This window comes from Candidatus Symbiopectobacterium sp. NZEC127 (assembly GCF_025962675.1).
Lineage (GTDB): Bacteria > Pseudomonadota > Gammaproteobacteria > Enterobacterales > Enterobacteriaceae > Symbiopectobacterium.
The window spans coordinates 1,354,710-1,372,464 of the sequence record NZ_JAGFPG010000001.1 but is presented as its reverse complement, the minus strand read 5'-3'; the positions used below and the strand labels follow the sequence as shown (position 1 = coordinate 1,372,464).

General features: G+C 50.2%; 15 protein-coding genes and 1 pseudogene. 13 read left to right on the top strand and 3 right to left on the bottom strand.

Going from position 1 to position 17,755, the window contains the following annotated elements; genetic code table 11:
* Nucleotides 1-98 precede the first annotated feature (98 nt).
* Together pykF and J5069_RS06240 are read right to left on the bottom strand one after the other, a co-directional pair.
* Nucleotides 99-1,511: a pyruvate kinase PykF gene (pykF, locus tag J5069_RS06245; protein WP_264643025.1), complete on the bottom strand. Its 1,413-nt coding sequence runs from the start codon at nt 1,509-1,511 to the stop codon at nt 99-101.
* Between the two features lie 649 nt (nt 1,512-2,160).
* A complete protein-coding gene (locus J5069_RS06240) occupies nt 2,161-2,694 on the bottom strand; it encodes a hypothetical protein (protein ID WP_264643024.1) in 534 nt (177 codons plus the stop codon).
* 169 nt (nt 2,695-2,863) lie between these two features.
* Here J5069_RS06240 and J5069_RS06235 point away from each other — a divergent pair, with 169 nt between their 5' ends.
* Complete coding sequence (locus tag J5069_RS06235; RefSeq protein WP_264643023.1) at nt 2,864-3,334, top strand: MarR family winged helix-turn-helix transcriptional regulator; 471 nt, start codon at nt 2,864-2,866, stop codon at nt 3,332-3,334.
* 71 nt (nt 3,335-3,405) lie between these two features.
* Nucleotides 3,406-4,512 (top strand): NADH:flavin oxidoreductase, encoded by a 1,107-nt coding sequence (locus tag J5069_RS06230; RefSeq protein WP_264643022.1) that lies wholly within the window; start codon nt 3,406-3,408, stop codon nt 4,510-4,512.
* A gap of 63 nt (nt 4,513-4,575) precedes the next feature.
* Here J5069_RS06230 and yqhD read toward each other — a convergent pair whose 3' ends face one another.
* Nucleotides 4,576-5,739: an alcohol dehydrogenase gene (yqhD, locus tag J5069_RS06225; RefSeq protein WP_264643021.1), complete on the bottom strand. Its 1,164-nt coding sequence runs from the start codon at nt 5,737-5,739 to the stop codon at nt 4,576-4,578.
* A 250-nt stretch (nt 5,740-5,989) separates the two neighbouring features.
* Between yqhD and J5069_RS06220 the strand changes: the two genes are divergently transcribed.
* The 11 genes and pseudogenes from J5069_RS06220 to J5069_RS06170 all read left to right on the top strand — a co-directional run bounded on the left by J5069_RS06220 (nt 5,990) and on the right by J5069_RS06170 (nt 17,641).
* The gene (locus tag J5069_RS06220; protein WP_264643020.1) at nt 5,990-6,913 is read left to right on the top strand and encodes an AraC family transcriptional regulator; all 924 of its coding nucleotides are present in this window, start codon (nt 5,990-5,992) and stop codon (nt 6,911-6,913) included.
* Between the two features lie 325 nt (nt 6,914-7,238).
* Complete coding sequence (locus J5069_RS06215) at nt 7,239-7,757, top strand: Hcp family type VI secretion system effector (protein ID WP_264643019.1); 519 nt, start codon at nt 7,239-7,241, stop codon at nt 7,755-7,757.
* 119 nt (nt 7,758-7,876) lie between these two features.
* Nucleotides 7,877-9,847, top strand: coding sequence for a type VI secretion system tip protein VgrG (tssI, locus tag J5069_RS06210; RefSeq protein ID WP_264643018.1), 1,971 nt, complete (start codon nt 7,877-7,879; stop codon nt 9,845-9,847).
* Nucleotides 9,840-10,736 carry a DUF4123 domain-containing protein gene (locus tag J5069_RS06205; protein ID WP_264643017.1) on the top strand — a complete coding sequence of 299 codons (897 nt, stop codon included), beginning with the start codon at nt 9,840-9,842 and terminating at the stop codon, nt 10,734-10,736. Before tssI ends, J5069_RS06205 begins: the two co-directional genes overlap by 8 nt.
* Nucleotides 10,737-10,747: 11 nt before the next feature.
* Nucleotides 10,748-12,358, top strand: a complete 1,611-nt coding sequence (locus tag J5069_RS06200) for a hypothetical protein (protein ID WP_264643016.1) — start codon at nt 10,748-10,750, stop codon at nt 12,356-12,358.
* Between the two features lie 65 nt (nt 12,359-12,423).
* Nucleotides 12,424-13,392 (top strand): hypothetical protein, encoded by a 969-nt coding sequence (locus J5069_RS06195; protein ID WP_264627949.1) that lies wholly within the window; start codon nt 12,424-12,426, stop codon nt 13,390-13,392.
* A 285-nt stretch (nt 13,393-13,677) separates the two neighbouring features.
* The gene (locus tag J5069_RS06190; protein WP_264643015.1) at nt 13,678-14,694 is read left to right on the top strand and encodes a hypothetical protein; all 1,017 of its coding nucleotides are present in this window, start codon (nt 13,678-13,680) and stop codon (nt 14,692-14,694) included.
* 26 nt (nt 14,695-14,720) lie between these two features.
* Complete coding sequence (locus J5069_RS06185) at nt 14,721-14,987, top strand: PAAR domain-containing protein (protein WP_264643014.1); 267 nt, start codon at nt 14,721-14,723, stop codon at nt 14,985-14,987.
* A gap of 197 nt (nt 14,988-15,184) precedes the next feature.
* Nucleotides 15,185-16,147 (top strand): hypothetical protein, encoded by a 963-nt coding sequence (locus J5069_RS06180; protein ID WP_264643013.1) that lies wholly within the window; start codon nt 15,185-15,187, stop codon nt 16,145-16,147.
* 26 nt (nt 16,148-16,173) lie between these two features.
* Nucleotides 16,174-16,435 (top strand): annotated as a pseudogene (locus J5069_RS06175) (PAAR domain-containing protein).
* A 105-nt stretch (nt 16,436-16,540) separates the two neighbouring features.
* Nucleotides 16,541-17,641 (top strand): hypothetical protein, encoded by a 1,101-nt coding sequence (locus tag J5069_RS06170; RefSeq protein WP_264643012.1) that lies wholly within the window; start codon nt 16,541-16,543, stop codon nt 17,639-17,641.
* The last annotated feature ends 114 nt before the right edge of the window (nt 17,642-17,755 follow it).

The window sequence follows — 17,755 nt, the reverse complement described above, 5'->3', positions numbered from 1 at the left end:
AAGCGCCCTTTGCGGCGCTTTTTTACTATCGGTCATTCACTCACGATCGCAAATTGACGGGCTGTCGTGTTTTTAACGGCGACAGCCCGTGGCAACGATCAGAGACGGTGAACGGATGCCGTGTTGGTGGTGCCACTGGAAACCAGCGCGCCCGATACCATGACAACGATGTCGCCCGGCTGTGCCAAACCGCTTTTCAGCGCCGCTTCTTTACCAATGCGGTAGAAGTCGTCGGTAGAGGCGATTTCGCTTACCAGCAGCGTGTCAACGCCTTTGCTCAGCAGCAATTGACGTGCAGTGATGGCATTGGTGGTCAGTGCCAGAATGCGCGCGTGCGGGAAGTATTTGCGAATGGATTTCGCTGACTTGCCGCCACTGGTGGCTACCACGATTAACGGCGCATCCAGTTTTTCTGCGGTTTCTACTGCACCGCGGCATACCGCTTCGGTGATACGCATTTTGGCAGAGTCTTGCTGTGCGTCCAGACGGGCTTTCATTACCACGTCAGTGCGCTGGCAGATAGTCGCCATGATGGTGACCGCTTCCAACGGGTATTTCCCTTTGGCACTTTCGCCAGACAGCATCACGGCATCGGTACCATCAATGATGGCGTTAGCGACGTCGCCAGCTTCTGCGCGGGTTGGGCGCGGGTTTTTGATCATGGAATCCAGCATTTGGGTGGCAGTGATAACCACTTTACGTGCTTTATTGCATTTCTCGATCATCATCTTCTGCGCGAAGATAACCTCTTCAACCGGAATTTCTACGCCGAGGTCGCCACGGGCAACCATGATGCCGTCAGACGCTTCCAGGATGTCGTCAAAGTTGTTCAGACCTTCCTGGTTTTCGATTTTGGAGATGATCTGGATATTTTCGCCACCGTGCGCTTTCAGATGCGCGCGGATCTCTTCAACGTCAGAACGCTTACGAATGAAAGAGGCCGCCACGAAGTCAACGCCTTGTTCACAGCCGAAAACCAGATCGCTCTTGTCTTTTTCAGCCAGTGCTGGCAACTGAATGGACACGCCCGGCAGGTTAACGCCTTTTTTCTCGCCCAGGTCGCCGTTGTTCAGCACTTTACAAACCACTTCACCGTTGTTGATGGCGGTGACTTCCATACCAATCAGACCATCATCCACCAGTACGGTGTTGCCGACGGTCAGGTCAGTGGCGAAACCTTCGTAGGTGACCGCAACGCGATCTTGGTTACCGATAACCGTTTGGTCAGTGGTAAAGGTAAAAGTCTGACCTGCAACCAGGCTAACGTCCGCGCCGTTTTCCAGTTTCATGGTACGGATTTCTGGCCCTTTGGTATCCAGCAGGATGGCGGCTTGTTTACCGGTCTTCTCGATAACCGCGCGCATGTTTTTGATGCGCTGCCCGTGCTCAGCATAATCCCCGTGTGAGAAGTTAAGACGCATCACATTCATGCCTGCATTCAGCATGTTGGTCAGCATTTCCTCTGATTCGGTTTTCGGACCGATAGTACAAACGATTTTAGTCTTTTTCATACGAGTGTTTTCTACAAGTTGTGATGGATAAAAAAATCATGAGTTCGCGGGCACCGGATACCGGGCCGACGAAGCGAATGTGTTTGCGAGTCCAGAGCGAATAGTAATTGTAGCGGGTAACGATGAATGAAAGATGATGGACGTGGCCTGTTACCACCGGCGGTAAGCCGAGAGCGGAAATGCGCTGCAACCGTGTTGCTTGCCACCGGTAAAACGCGTCTTTTAACCCTGAGCGCGTCTCGGGCAGTTATGTTTGCAGTAACAGTGTCTAATCGTAGTATTTTCGGCACGTCGATTTGCTGAAACCATTCAATGAAACAACGTTTCGTATTATAGTTATAACGCGTGGGGAAACAAGATAATTACGCTGCTAAGATACCCTGTTTTCTTGTGTTTGCGCAAAAAAACCAACGATTTTGTCATTTTCCCTCATTTTCTTTCTTTTTATTGCGCAACTGCACAGTAGTGATTTAGCGCTGTGCCCTGTGGTAGCGCTGGCTGAGCAACCATCACGGCGTTGGTAAGCGATTGATGTCATAGTGAACAATACCGAGATGTCGCAGGAGAAAAAGGCCGCCTTTCTGTTTGAAAAGGGCAGCCTGAGTGCGTTTAATGCGGTTTTCTGTGCGTCGTGCCAGAAGAGATCTGTTTAGCGGTTTTCTAAACCGCGTGCCTGACGTTCAGCGCGAATCTGGCTTTCGTTATCACGGATATAACCGTCGAGCTGCATCAGCCCGGCACGCACCTGTTGCCATTGCGCGCCATACTGCTCTTTGGGTGTGGTAGGGTTAGGGTGTGATGCATCCCATGCCAGCGCTTTGCCAATCGCTGCGCGCCAGGCCTTGGGAGAACCGCCCGCCCATTCGTTGATCGCTTGCCCCAACGTGGCATTAAGGGCATCCATGGCCGCCGGTTCACCATCGGGCGGCAGTTCGGGGTGCACCAGTAAATGGTAGCGCCAGCGCAATTGGCCGATATAAAACCAAGCCACAGCGTCATCTTTATGGCCGGTTTCAAACAACTGCTTGGCGTGCAGATAGAGTTCGCTGGGATGTTTTTTTGCCAACCCGGCATCCGTATCTTGCTGGGATTGCGTTGTCATGGTGATATCTGTGGCAGCGGGCGCTGCGGGTAGATAAGCGGTGAGCGTTGCCAGAAGCAAGGTCGATAACAGGCGTTTCACACTAACTCCAAAGAGATAGAAAAAACATGAGCTTATCGCTAATCTGGTTTGAGTGAAACCGTGAACACTCACATAATGCGCGCGTTATTAGCCGGATAGTGGACCAATACCGCGATCTTCCTGATGTAAAAATGTTGCATATACAATGGTTGCATATACAATTAACGACATGAAAAACACAGACACGTCTCAGGGCTGTACCAACCTCAAGCTGCGCCAGCTTACGCGGATGGTGACGCGACATTACGATCACTACGTTGCGACATGTGGGTTGAAGAATACTCAATATGCGCTGTTGTCGTATGCCGTGAGCCTGGAGCCTGTTCGCCCGGTCGATCTGGCCCGACACATGCAAATGGATGCTTCTACCTTAACACGCAATATGCAGCCTCTGGTTGCGCAAGGATGGCTAAAAATTTGTGCCGGGAGTGACGCGCGCAGTCGCCGTATTGAAGTGACTGCGGCAGGGCGGGAGAAACAGGCACAAGCGCAGCGGGTGTGGCGAGAGGCGCAGGTAGCGATCGTGGCACAACTGGGTGCTGAACGGGTGGCTGCGTTGCATCAACTGCTTGAAGCGTGCATCGATTGCCTTGATGACAGCGGCGATGGTGCTACCGAGCCGCCTCACCGATGCCTGTGATGCATCCTGTCTTGAACGCTGACTGTGTTTACCTCACTTCGTGAACGTTACTTGCTAAAAAGGAAAGGTCCATGTCCGACAATATTTTGTTCACTCCCTTCGCGTTGAAAGGGTTGCAACTGCCTAACCGAATCGTAATGGCACCGATGACGCGCGGTATGGCGAAAGAGGGCATTCCTGGCCCGGAAAATGCCGAATATTATCGTCGTCGCGCGCAAGGCAACGTGGGGCTGATCCTGACGGAAGGCACGGTGGTGAACCGTCCTGCTTCGCGCAATATGGCGGGCATCCCCTTTTTCCACGGTGACGCGGCGCTGGCCGGGTGGCAGGGCGTGGCTGATGCCGTCCATGCGGCGGGCGGTAAGATTGGCCCACAGATTTGGCATACCGGGTCGACGCGCACGGGAGAGTGGGAGCCGGATGCGCCGGTGGAAAGCCCTTCAGGGCTGCTTGGACCGGATGCTCCGCGCGGTGTGGTGATGACCGAAGAGGATATCGCTGACACGGTAGCCGCCTTTGCTCAGGCGGCGGCGGATGCTAAACGTTTAGGGTTTGACACGCTGGAGTTGCATGGCGCGCATGGTTACCTGATTGACCAGTTCTTCTGGCCGGGAACCAATAAGCGCACCGATGCTTTCGGCGGAGCAACCATCCGCGAGCGTTCTCGCTTTGCGGCAGACATTGTGCGTGCGGTTCGCGCTGCCGTTGGCCCTGATTTCCCGCTGATCCTGCGCGTCAGTCAGTGGAAGCAGCAGGATTATAAAGCGCGTCTGGCAACCTCACCGCAAGAAATGACGGAGTGGCTGGCACCGTTGGTTGACGCGGGCGTTGATATTCTGCACTGCTCTCAACGTCGCTTCTGGGAGCCGGAGTTCCCGGAGATTGACGGCGAGCAAGGGTTGAATTTTGCCGGTTGGGCGAAGAAATTAACCGGTGCAGCCACCATCAGCGTCGGGTCGGTGGGGTTAACCTCTGACTTCTTTGCCGCCTTCGGCGGTGAAGGCTCTGGTACTGCGGCGCTGGATAACCTTTACACGCGTATGGAACGGGACGAGTTTGACCTGATCGCCGTAGGGCGTGTTCTGCTTTCTGATGCGCACTGGGCAGAAAAAGTCCAGTCGGGTCAGACGGCGTCCTTGCGTGGATTTAATGCGGCAGATTTGGCCGTACTCGCCTGATATACCGCCATGACAAAGGGAGCCATTGGCTCCCTTCGCAGACACAGCAATGAGGGGCGGCGCTTAACGTGCCGCTTCGTAGATCTTCTGGCTCACTTCCGGCGTAATATCGGCGTGTTCCCCGAGCGCCGTCATACCGTGTTCTTTCAGTTTGGACACCAGCGTCGGGATGGTGCTGCCATCCAATTGGTAATCCGCCATGTGGGTGGGTACGCCCATTTTCTCGAAGAACGCACGCGTGGCCGCGATAGCGCCATCGATCCGCTGCTCTTCGCTACCTTCACGCAAATCCCACACGCGTTCTGCATATTGCAGCAGTTTGGCGCGCTTTTGCGCTTTTTTCGCTTGCAGCAGAGAAGGCAGCACGATCGCCAGCGTTTGCGCATGGTCAAGGCCGTGCAATGCTGTCAATTCATGGCCCATCATATGGGTAGCCCAATCCTGCGGCACGCCAGCACCAATTAACCCGTTCAGTGCCATGGTGGCACTCCACATCACGTTGGCACGAACTTTGTAGTTTTCCGGTTCAGCCAGCGCGCGCGGACCTTCTTCAATCAGCGTTAACAACAAGCCTTCAGAAAAACGATCCTGCACCTTGGCATCCACCGGATAGGTCAGATACTGCTCAACGGTATGCACAAACGCATCGACAACGCCGTTGGCAACCTGACGCGGCGGCAAACTGAAGGTGACCACCGGATCGAGCACGGCAAACAGGGGGAAGGTGTAGGGGGAGAAGAAGGGCAGTTTGTCACCCGTGGTTTTACGACTGATAACGGCACCATTGTTAGACTCGGAACCGGTCGCTGGCAGAGTCAGCACGCAGGCCATTTTCACGGCATTCGTCACCTGTGCTCCGCTGGTTTCCAGAATATGCCAGGGATCTTGTGCGGCTTCATAGTGCGCAGCGGCAGCGATAAATTTTGTGCCATCGGCGACGGACCCTCCGCCCACTGCGAGCAGAAAATCAATGTTTTCGGCACGCACCAGTTCAACGGCTTTCATCAGCGTTTCATAAGAGGGGTTCGGTTCGATACCGCCGAACTCACGCACATTGCGGCCTTCCAATGCCTGATAAACCTGATCCAACACGCCGTTACGCTTGATGCTGCCGCCACCGTAAGTGATAAGGATGCGCGCATCAGCAGGAATTTCTTTGCCTATTTCGGCAATTTTGCCTTCGCCAAACAGAATTTTGGTCGGGGTATGAAGTGTGAAATTTTGCATAGGGTAATTATCCAGTTCAACGCCTTGATAAGGAATCCCGAGTAACGCATACGGGAGGTGGATACCGATCGTTCAGTATGAATGATGTGGGCTATTATCAGCACCTGACCGCAGGCATTCAATGCACATTTCTGTTGGGTTATTGCCTATTCCTACAATTACTCGGAGAATTGGGTGATAAATAATGACGTTTGTGTCATGTTGTTTTCCTATTGAAGAGACTGTCCCCACCCCAAATAAGGCCTGACTGATGACGCGTGCCCAAACAAATCCGGTGTTTGCCAAGATAATCAAGCAGGCGCTCAGTTACACCACCCAACACTGGGTCACGCCCTCGCCGATAGCGCAAGTGAAAATCCTTTACGCGGACCAACCCCATCCGCGCGTGCCGGTGATGTATGACCCGACGATAGTCATCCTGTTTCAGGGCCGGAAGATTGGCTATGTGGGCGATACCGTTTTTCAGTATGACGCAGAAAACTATTTGTTGATGACGGTGCCGTTGCCGTTTGAATGTGAGACGGTTGCCAGCGCTGAACAGCCTTTGGTGGGCATCTCTATCCGCATCGATCCGCTGGTGCTGCAGGCATTGCTGCTGGATATTGGCGATGATGATAGCGTGATTCGCCCGTGCTCAGGCTCTTGCGGTGTGAACAGTGTGCCGTTTACCGAAGAGATGCTGTGTGCGGTTGAACGATTGTTTGATGCGATGCAAACCCCCCGTGACGCTCGCGTGCTGGGGCCGATGATCGTTAAAGAGATTACCTATCATATTCTGTGCGGGGAGGGCGGGGCGGCGTTGCAGGCGCTGGTCAACCGCCATACCCATTTCAGCCAGATTGCCAAAGCGCTGCGCCGTATTGAAAATCACTATGCGGATAACCTGAATGTGGAGCAACTGGCGGCGGAAGTGAATATGAGCGTGTCCGCGTTTCATCATAATTTTAAAGCAGTGACCAATACCTCACCGCTGCAATACCTGAAGTCTTACCGGCTGCACAAAGCGCGCCTGATGATGCTCAACGACGGCGTGCGGGCCGGGGCAGCGGCGGTGCGCGTCGGGTATGAGAGCGTGTCGCAATTCAGTCGGGAATTTAAACGCTACTTTGGCGCGACGCCAGGCGATGAAGTAGCACGGCTGAAAGTCACCAATATGGCGGTTGAAGAGAGCTGAAATAACCAGACCGCTAAATTGGCAGGCAAACGGAAAAGAGGCAGGAACAACGTGCATTATGCCGCGCAGGGCGTTGTGTCAGACTACTTTATCAGCATAACCGCGCATTCTGCGCAACTTCTTGCTCACTTTCTGGTGTAAATCACTATTTACGCAATGAATGCCGTTTTTTCGCGAGGCTTGCGCAATTTTTTGCGCAAGTTGGCTCAACAGAATTTGAGTTAAGGTAATTAATAGCAGAAAAACAATAAGATAAAAATTGGCATATGGATTGCTATACGCAGCGTGAAGTTACTCATCACGTTCAACAACAAGGAGCAACACAATGCCAACTCCATGCTACATCAGCATCGAAGGTAAAACCCAGGGCAACATTACCGCCGGTGCCTTCACCTCTGATTCTGTCGGCAACATCTATGTGCAGGGCCACGAAGACGAAATGCTGGTGCAGGAATTCAAACACGTTGTCACCGTACCGACCGACCCGCAATCAGGCCAACCTTCCGGCCAACGCGTCCACAAGCCGTTCAAATTCACCGTCGCGCTGAACAAAGCCGTACCGTTGATGTACAACTCACTGGCCTCCGGTGAAATGCTGCCGACCGTGACCCTGAAGTGGTATCGCACCTCGGTGGAAGGCAAGCAGGAGCACTTCTTCTCTACCATCCTGACCGATGCCACCATCGTGGACATCGACTGCAACATGCCACACTGCCAGGACCCGGCAAAACTGGACTACACCCAGTTGATCGAAGTCTCTCTGGCCTACCGTAAAATCGACTGGGAACACACAGTGGCTGGAACCTCCGGTTCTGATGACTGGCGTGCGCCGGTTGAAGCGTAATCCTTCTGTCACTGACCCGGGCTTGCCCGGGTTTTCTGCGTGTACTGCCCTGAGGTCTGATTCTCCCAGACCTGAGTGCAGAAAGCGCGGTTTTCATCACGGGAAGCGAGGGAATAGACGTGGCAAACAGTACAGGATTGCAGTTCACGGTAAAGGTCGGTGCATTGCCCGCCTCGACCTTTGCCGTGGTGGATTTTCAACTCAGCGAAGCACTTAACCAGCCATTCTCCCTGTCGCTGAATCTGGCGAGTGCCTTGCCGGATGTCGATTTTGGTACAGTTCTGGACCAGCCCTGTGAGCTGCTGGTGTGGTACGACGGCGAGTTGAAGCGCAGAGTGAACGGGATTGTCAGCGCCTTTGCCCAAGGGGACACCGGTTTTCGCCGTACTCGCTATCAGATAGAGGTGCGTCCTGCACTGTGGCGGTTGGGGCTGCGTACCAATGCCCGCATCTTTCAGGCGCAAAAGCCGGAGGTCATTATCGGTACCTTGCTGGAAGAGTCCGGCATTACCGATTACGCCTTTGCGCTGCGTAACGACCATGCGGTGCGTGAATACTGTGTGCAGTACCGGGAAAGCGATTTGGCGTTTATCACCCGGTTGGCGGCTGAGGAAGGTCTGTACTTCTTCCACGAGTTTGAAGCGGGTAAACACCGTGTCGTGTTTGCGGATGATGCCGGGGCTCTCAGCAAAGGCCCCGAGCTGTTCTTTAATCTAGCCGCTCAGGGTCTGAGCGAAGGCGACTATGTGCGCCGTTTCCGCTATGCCGAGGCGGTCAGCACCGCAGAAGTCGCCCTCAAGGACTACAGCTTCAAAACGCCAGCCTACGGTCTGCTGCACAGCAAGCTGAGCGCTGAACTGGCGCACCAGCGCGAAAGCTACCAACACTTCGACTATCCCGGACGTTTTAAACAAGACCCGAGCGGCAAGGCCTTTACCGGCTACCGGTTGGATGCATTACGCGCCAATGCCATGACCGGCTCCGGCGAATCCAATGCCGCGATGCTGATGCCGGGCAGCAGCTTTACCCTGACCGAACACCCCAATTCGATGCTGAATAGCGACTGGCAACTGGTCGCGATAACCCACAGCGGGCAGCAACCACAAGCTCTGGAAGAAGAAAGCGGCGGTGAACCCACCACTTACAGCAACAGCTTCGAGGTTATCAGTGCCAAAAGCACCTGGCGTGCCGACCTGCCGTACAAACCGATGGTGGATGGCCCGCAGATAGCCACCGTGGTGGGTCCGGCGGGGGAAGAAATCTACTGCGATGAACATGGCCGGGTGAAGCTGCAATTCCCGTGGGACCGCTACGGCGCCAGCGATGACCAAAGTTCCTGCTGGGTGCGGGTTAGTCAGGGCTGGGCAGGCGGTCAGTACGGGCTGATAGCCATTCCGCGCATCGGGCATGAGGTGATTGTCAGTTTCCTCGAAGGCGATCCGGACCAGCCTGTCGTGACGGGCAGAACCTTTCACGCCACCAATCCGTCACCGTATCCGCTGCCCGTCAATAAAACCCGCACCATTTTGCGCTCCCAGACCCACAAAGGTCAGGGGTTTAACGAGCTGAGTTTCGAAGATGCCACAGATAACGAAGAGATCTTCCTTCACGCCCAGAAAAATATGGCAGTGCGGGTGCTCAATTCCAAAGATGAGCGTGTGGACTATAACCGCACAACGAGCATCGGACATGATGAAGAACTGGTGGTTGCCAATAATCGCAAGGTTACGGTGGAAGGCAATCAGGATTACAAAACCACGGGCAACCATTTATCGCTGACGGAAGGCGATCGGGGCATACAGGTTAAGGGCGACTTAGCGCAGAAAATCAGCGGTGTATTCAGCGTAGACAGCAACGGCGATCTGACGCTGCAAAGCGGCAGCAAATTAACGCTCAGGGTCGGAGGCAGCTTTGTGGTTATCCATGCCGGAGGGGTGGACATCAAAGGTCCGGCTATCAACCTGAACTCAGGCGGTAGCCCGGGGGATGTGGCACTTCCAGCCGATCCTGCGATATTGAAAGCGGCCGCGGCCGCAGGGACGCTGTTTGTTGCGCACTGTCCGGCCAAGGAGAAAGAAAACCGTGAGTGAGACTGTGCAATATGCCGTTATCGATGGCTCAATTGAAGAAGAACTACTGGATTTTTTGGCTGAACACGATCCGCCGCATTGTTGCTTATATGCGGAGCCATTGCAGCAGGAATTAGTCCCGCTGGCTCCCTATTTAGTTGAAGTCACGCACGAGGTTTCCTCCTGGCTGGTGAATAAAACCGCGCCATGGGGGATCTACTTATATACACGGGCCAGCATGAAGGATTTACGCCACCATCTGCGTAAATATTTACAGGTTCTTCTTCCCTCTGAAGAGAAGCCTGTGTTTTTTCGCTTTTATGACCCCAGGAATATCTGGAATTTATGCCATGTTCTGAGTGAATGGGAATTGCACTGTTTTCTGGGCCCGATTGAAAAAATGATGACGGTCCATAATGGAACAATTCGGGAGGAGCATTTTCAGCCCATTCGTGACCAGTTTCCACCGACGGCTAAGAGTCGAATAAAGTTGTTAAAAATTAGTCAGCCACAGCTTGACTTACTGAATCACTATGCGGAAGTGAAATACATTGAGGGGTTAACGGCTAAAATGATAACCCTGTACGCAGAAAGCATACAACATATTGTACCAAATACTCCCGAATGGAAAAACAGTCAGGGGGATGATATTTATCATGGTCCACAAGATGAACCCGAGCGCCTTACGGTCAAAGAATCTGTGAGAGAGTGTTATCATTTTTGTAAGGCAAAAGGCATTGAGGACGATCGCGCTATTCGTGGATTACTGCATTTGTTGATAGAAAAAAATATATATTCAATAAAAAAACTTCCTGCGCTATGGCAGGACCTATTAAGTAATGAAAGCTTTCCCGGTCACTACCGGGTTGAACGTTTGCTTAAAGATGCACTAGGATATATTCCCCGTTAAAGGAAAAACGCATGTCTGAAGGAAAAATCTCACTCGCAGCGGGCAGTGCCTGCGCAAACTGCAATAATCCCGATCCCTGTACTTATGAGATAACGCTTGATGCATTTGATGAGAAAACCCATGTCTGGCCTGTGGAGAAAAATATTCGCCTGAAAGTTCTGGATGGTGGCACTGGCAGCCAGGGAACGATAAAAATCGAAGGAAAGTGTGAAAAACCCACCTGTCCGCAGGCCACGCTGGAAAGTGGAAATGAGAAAATTGCGTTAAAGAAAGGGGTACCAAACCCTATCACGCTCTATTACAAGAAACCCGCCGATAGCGAGCAGGCCGATCTGCCCGTCGATCCGATATGGTCCTATTTCAATCGTATTCACTTACCCTCTGATGCCATTGCCGCTCCCCATCGTTATCAACTGATTACGCAGGGCTGCACGGGTAAAGCGAGTTATGCACAAATAGAGGTTTATCCAGAAGTGGAGCTACGGGCTGTCATTGGTTTCAGCTACGAGCTGACTGGGAGAGAGCGCACGTGGAAAGAGCGGCGGGATGAACAGATAGCTGCCAGAAAAAAGATGGAGAATACCCAGCCTAAAAACGGCAATAAGCTGCGGAGCGGCTGGACGTTGCATACCGATCAGTTCCAAATCACGCAGGAGCAGAAGCTGAATGTTGAGTACGGGTTGAAAATCGGTGGTACGGAATATTCGGCCACGTTTGCCGAATTGACCCGTAATAAAGTCAAAACGGTCAAGACGCTCGAACAGATTGGCAAAGTGGAGCGATTTTTATCGAATATCAACCAATATCTCCTGCCTGACCCCGATCCCAAGAAAAAGGGAACACGCGAATATCGCCTCTTTGATTTCTCTGTTGAGCCGATTAATCTGGGGGTGTCCTACGCGTATCAATGCAAGGGCAGTGTTGATGAGGCCACGCATTTTATGGGGCTTTATGCTGCACCCTTCCTTAGCATGAGTATGAAAATAGATCTGATACAGCTTCTGGCTACTTATTGTAAAGTACAGAGTATTGTTGCGAAGTGCCAGGAATATATCGATAAACACGGTAATAGCCTTGAGTGCTATATAAAATTGACGGCAGAGCTGCACTTTTCTCTCGGTGCTGCCTATAAACAGGCTCAATGGACTTTCACACCTGAGGATGACAATAACAAGCTGGCCTTTTTGCTGGAAGGGGTGGTCAGTACGGCATTTGAAACCAAAGTGTTGTTTGTTGAAGTTGCCTTGAAGGCTAAAGGTAGTATTAAAACAGAAGCGGGAATGAAGCTGGATCCACATGCTGAGGGTATTGATTTGGTCGGGTATCATAATGGGATTAACGCTGAAGTGGCATTACTGGCGGATGTTAAAGAAGAAGGTTCTCGTAAAGATAAAAATAGCTCAAATAGAAGTTCCTCATACAAATCAACAACGGAACTGGCTGGCCCATTAGACGCGGGTAAATCGGCGATGAGAGTGAATCTGTTTGGCAAAGAGCGAGTTATCGAAAAACCAAAAGTGATACCCGCCGAGCCGTGGGCAATGGGATCGAATCCCAAATATAATGCTGTGGAAAAACCGAGTCAGGAGCCCTGGGCGATGGGATCCAACCCGAAACGTTAGAATGATGAGGAAAACGCATGATCAGGATGTTTTTTCAATGGCAATGCTTAATACTGTCAGGAGTGATGATGATGTCTACCGCGAATGCCGCTAATGAACCGTTAAGGGTCCGCAGCGTATTTGATATTAACTCGGCCTTTTGCGCCATCAAGACCAACGGCGTGCTTGGGATGGATAACCGGGATTCAGCAGTTGCCGGGAGAGGATTTGGCTCTTCCAGCACTAACGCATTGTTATTTTTGGAAAATGGAGAAAATGAGATTACTGCCGAAATCGGGGCGTTGGGCTGGTTCTCAAAAGGGAATAACGGTGATGAATCTCGCAGTGTGTTTAAACCGGATGCGAGTTGTAAAGTCGCTTTAACCGCATTTAAAGGTGAACAGTCGAAGGTATTGAGCCAGCTTGCTATCGCGATCGGTCAAGACGGGATTCCCTATGCGCAACCAAGTGAAAAAACGGACGAAGCTGAAGAGGTGTCAGTAATGAAAATTCCTGCACAGCAGATTGAAATGGGACATTTTCCTTCCAATTATCTGATTGATAACTATTTCCCAACTGAGATGAATCTCTATCAATTTACAAAAAAAGTCCATCTTAAAAATATCCCGGAGTGGAAGTGGACAAAAGCCACTCCTTTTACTGGAAAAACCGAGCAAATTCAGGCGTTAAAAATTGCCTATCTCGACCTTTGGCATCTTTTTGCTGAAAAAAATGATGTAAAAATAAAACAATACCTTAATGAATCTTTACAAGCATGGGCGCTCACAACCGGAAATTCTATCGATGAAATATATAACGATCGTGGTTTTAAAAAGGATTTAAAAAACACTTCATTTGAAATTCGCTCTATTAATTGGAATGATTATAAAATTGAAGTGATGAATAAAGGCAGAATGGTGCGGTTTGTTAATAAATCAGACCCTACTATATCTCCTCTTTCTTATACATTCAAAGATGACGATGGAGATAATAGTGTAGGGTATTTTTCTCCTATATTCTCCTTCATCGATGGAAAATTTATTCCTGTTATTTGACCACTATTTACACTGAGGATTGTCGCACGTGCAACGCCGCTAAATTAGGCGATATCGATACCGGGCACGAAAGTCATTCGCCAACCTCTGTCGTAGCAGGTTCTTCTACCGTTAAGGTTGGCTGGCACGCCAAGGCGATCGGGAGATGCCGTTAGCTGTGGCGGAGTCATGATCGGAGGTGGAAGTGTGACGATTGGCTGACTGGCTATGGTGCTTATTGTAGTGATACCCGCCCAGCCCTGGGTGATGGGACCCAATCTGACGTTAGATAAACAAGGAAAGCGCATGATGAGGACGTTGTTTCAATGGAAATGCCTAATACTGCTAGGTGTGATGATGATGTCTACCGCGAATGCCGCTAATGAGCCGTTAAGGGTCCGCAGCGTATTCGATATTAACTCGGCGTTTTGTGCTATCAAGACCAACGGCGTTCTTGGGATGGATAACCGGGATTCAGCGGTTGTCGGGAGAGGGTTTGGTACATCCAGCACTAACGCATTGCTTACGTTGGAAAATGGAGAAAATGAGATTACTGCCGAAATCGGGGCGCTGGGCTGGTTCTCAAAAGAGAATATCAGTGATGAAGCACGCAAGATGTTTAAGCCGGATGCGGGCTGTAAAGTGGCTTTAACCGCATTTAAAGGCGGCCAGTCGAAAGTGCTGAGTCAACTCACTGTTGCTATTGGTAAAGACGGTGTTCCTTATGTAGACCCAAGCATGGACACCGTTAAAACTGAAAAAATTGTAGTAAAGAAAATCACTGCACAGCAGGTTGAAGAGGGACACCTTTCCTCGGATTATCTGATTGATAATTATTTTCCTGATGGTATGGAGCTTTATCAGTTTACACAGAAGGTTTATCTTAAAGGCCTTCCCGAGTGGAAATGGACAAAAGCAACCCCGTTCACAGGTAAGCCAGAACAGATTCAGGCGCTCAAAATCGCCTATCTCGAACTCTGGCACCTCTTGGCGGAAAAGAATGATATAGAAATAAAGAGATATCTTAATGAATCTTTGAAAGCATGGGCAATGACTACTGGAGATAGTATTGATGATATTTATAAAAGCAATACGTTTGTAGATGATTTAAAGCACCATGAATTTAAAATTATTAATATCAACTGGAATGATTATGATGTTGAGGTGATGAATAACCATAGAATGGTCCGATTTATAAACAAATCAGATCCAAGCTTTTCTCCTCTAATTTATTTAATAGTAAATGAAAATGGCAAGAAGCGGCTTAGAGGATACTCACCAATTTTTTCCTTCATTGATGGAAAATTTATTCCTGTTATTTGATGACTGTTTACAATGAGGATTGCCGCATGGGCAATGCAGTCAAATTAGGCAATATTGATACCGGGCACGTAAGTTATCCACCAACCTCCGTCGTGGCGGATTCCTCAACCGTTAAGATTGATGGTCTGCCACTAGCCCGTCAAGGCGATCCTCTGGCAACGCACGGACATCGTCGAATCATCAGTGGTGGTTCATTCAGTGTCTTTATTGACGGCAAATCCGCTGCACGTACGGGGGACGCCATCAGCTGCGGCGGTATCATAATTGGCGGTGGACGTGTGACGATTGGCTGACTGGCTGTGATGCTTATTGTAGCGATACCCGCCCAGCCGTGGGCAGTGGGATCGAATCCCAAATATAATGAAGTGAAAAAAACGAATCAGATGCCTTGGGCGATGGAATCCAATCCAAAACATTAGGAATACAAGGAAAGCGCATGATAAGGACGTTTTTTCAATGGAAATGCCTAATACTGTCAGGAGTAATGGCGATGTCTACCGCGAATGCCGCTAATGAGTTGTTAAGGATCCGCAGCGTATTCGATATTAACTCGGCGTTTTGTGCCATCAAGACCAACGGTGTGCTTGGTATGGATAACCGTCATTCGGCGGTGGCCGGGAGAGGGTTCGGCTCCTCCAGCACTAACGCGTTGTTATTTTTGGTAAATGGAGAGAATGAGATTACTGCTGAAATCGGGGCGCTGGGCTGGTTCTCAAAAGAAACTATCGGTGATGATGCGCGCAAGTCGTTTAAGCCTGATGCGGGTTGTAAAGTCGCTTTAACCGCGTTTAAGGGAGAGCAGTCGAAGGTATTGAGTCAGCTTGCTATCGCTATCGGTCAAGACGGGGTTCCCTATACGCACCCAAGCGAAAAAACGAACGAAGCTGAAGAAGTGTTAGTAAGGAAAATTCCGGCACAGCAGGTTGAGATGGGACATTTTCCTTCCAATTATCTGATCGATAACTATTTCCCAGCAGAGATGGATCTCTATCAATTTACAAAAAAAGTCCATCTTAAAAATATCCCGGAGTGGAAATGGACAAAAGCCACTCCTTTTACTGGAAAAACCGAGCAAATTCAGGCGTTAAAAGTTGCCTATCTCGATCTCTGGCATCTTTTTGCTGAAAGAAATCAAGAAGCAATCAAATCATCTCTCAGTGAATCACTACACGCATGGTCGGTAAGCACAGGCGATAGCGTTGCTGAGATATATAACAGCACAAATTTTTCCGAATCATTTAAAGATCCTTCATTCAAAATGGTATCTATCAATTGGAATGATTATGAAATAGAAGTGATGAATAACAAAAGAATGGTTCGTCTTGTTAATAAATCAAGCCCTCTCGTTTCCCCTATTTCTTACTTTACTGAAAATCAAGACGGAAAGAAGAAAATGAAATATTTTTCCCCCATATTCTCTTTTGTCGATGGAAAATTCATTCCTGTTATTTGACCACTATTTACAATGAGGATTGGCGCATGGGCAACGCCGTTAAATTAGGCGATACCGGGCACGTAAGTTATCCACCAACATCAGTCGTGGCGGGTTCCTTAACCTTTAAGATTGATGGTCTGCCACTGGCACGCCAAAGCCATCCTCTGGTTCTGCACGGATATCGTCGAATCATCAGCGGCGGTTCATCCAGTGTCTTTATTGACGGCAAATCCGCTACACATACGGGGGACAGCCGTTAGCTGTGGCGGTATCATAATCGGCGGTGGACGTGTGACGATTGGCTGATTGTTTGTGGTACTTATGCACTACTCGGACGCTGGGAGCATATTTGCCGGAATTTCTTTCCGCTCAGGACGAGCGTACAACCACCAGGGGCGTTGGTGTATCAGTATGTGGCTTAAAAATCTGTCTCGTTTTTTTAATGGCGTCGGTTTTCTGCTGTTACCGGTCATACTCTCTGTTCTGCTTGTTGCAGCAGGCAAAATTTTTCATCTGATCTTTGGCGATGCTTTTTCCGATAAGCTCTTGACGCCGGTTGGGATTATTGCGCTGATTGTTGTGCCTGCTCTGCTATTTTATGGCATTTCGACACTACTGCGCGTCGCTAAGGATGATGACCCGGGTACTTCTGAACCGCCACAGAAAAAGGCTGCATCCTGCAAGTCTGCTACCAGTAGACTAAAAGCAAACATCACAACCACTACGACAAAACGCGTATCGTTGTGGCGAATTGTGCTGAATGCTATGACGCTTATCGCGCTGATACTGATTCCTTTTTTCGGCATATTGGGCATTGTCGCGTTTATAGGTATCGTGATTTTCCGCTTTATGCAGCCATCCGCGCAGAGCCGTTTTATGCGTTTTCAGGAAATGTTGCCTGGCAGCAACGTGCGTTCAATGGCGACCGGCATGGTTCAACTGGAAGGCAAACTGGTGGCGCAACAGCGGATCTTGGCACCGCTGAGCGAAGAGAGCTGTATTGGTTATTACCACTGTATCAGTGAAGAAGATCGCGACCTTGAGGGAAGAACGCATTACCGGACAATTCACGAAGAGCAGTGCTGCCATCCCTTTCTGCTGCGTGACAGCACGGGTAGCGTGCTGGTCGATGCCATCGACCTGGATTTCCATCTGTTATCGGTTAATGCAGAGCGGCGCAGCGGACGTGAGATTGAGCGTGAATATATTCTTAGACAAGGCTCCCATTGTCTGCTGATTGGACGTGCCGTGCGCCGTGGTGATGAGTGGGTGATCACGCGCGATAAACTGCATCGAGTATTTGGCATTGCCTCCATCGCCCATATCCAGCGCCGCAAAAAGTTAAATGTTGTGTTTAGCCGAGCTCGCTACTTTTTGGTTGGCACTGCTCTGGCGATAGCGCTGATACTCGCGGTTCCCATTGAAGTACAACAGCACCAGGTCGTTATCCACTTTGAGCAGTTGTTTTCGTTCTTCTCTTCCTTACTGCCAATTTCTGAGATCATGAATTGAATCATCGCATTGTTTATCGTTCCATTTTTTAATAAAAGTGTCTCCTTGTATCACATTGGCATCAATGCATTTCCCAGACTGATTCGGGCGAAGCTGATGTGTGATCATTTCCGT

Bases quoted from the DNA above. Each gene is read 5' to 3' on its own strand.
- pykF (WP_264643025.1), bottom strand. From the start codon at position 1,511: ATGAAAAAGACTAAAATCGTTTGTACTATCGGTCCGAAAACCGAATCA.
- J5069_RS06235 (WP_264643023.1), top strand. From the start codon at position 2,864: ATGAAAAACACAGACACGTCTCAGGGCTGTACCAACCTCAAGCTGCGC.
- J5069_RS06230 (WP_264643022.1), top strand. From the start codon at position 3,406: ATGTCCGACAATATTTTGTTCACTCCCTTCGCGTTGAAAGGGTTGCAA.
- yqhD (WP_264643021.1), bottom strand. From the start codon at position 5,739: ATGCAAAATTTCACACTTCATACCCCGACCAAAATTCTGTTTGGCGAA.
- J5069_RS06220 (WP_264643020.1), top strand. From the start codon at position 5,990: ATGACGCGTGCCCAAACAAATCCGGTGTTTGCCAAGATAATCAAGCAG.
- J5069_RS06215 (WP_264643019.1), top strand. From the start codon at position 7,239: ATGCCAACTCCATGCTACATCAGCATCGAAGGTAAAACCCAGGGCAAC.
- J5069_RS06200 (WP_264643016.1), top strand. From the start codon at position 10,748: ATGTCTGAAGGAAAAATCTCACTCGCAGCGGGCAGTGCCTGCGCAAAC.
- J5069_RS06195 (WP_264627949.1), top strand. From the start codon at position 12,424: ATGATGATGTCTACCGCGAATGCCGCTAATGAACCGTTAAGGGTCCGC.
- J5069_RS06190 (WP_264643015.1), top strand. From the start codon at position 13,678: ATGATGAGGACGTTGTTTCAATGGAAATGCCTAATACTGCTAGGTGTG.
- J5069_RS06185 (WP_264643014.1), top strand. From the start codon at position 14,721: ATGGGCAATGCAGTCAAATTAGGCAATATTGATACCGGGCACGTAAGT.
- J5069_RS06180 (WP_264643013.1), top strand. From the start codon at position 15,185: ATGTCTACCGCGAATGCCGCTAATGAGTTGTTAAGGATCCGCAGCGTA.
- J5069_RS06170 (WP_264643012.1), top strand. From the start codon at position 16,541: ATGTGGCTTAAAAATCTGTCTCGTTTTTTTAATGGCGTCGGTTTTCTG.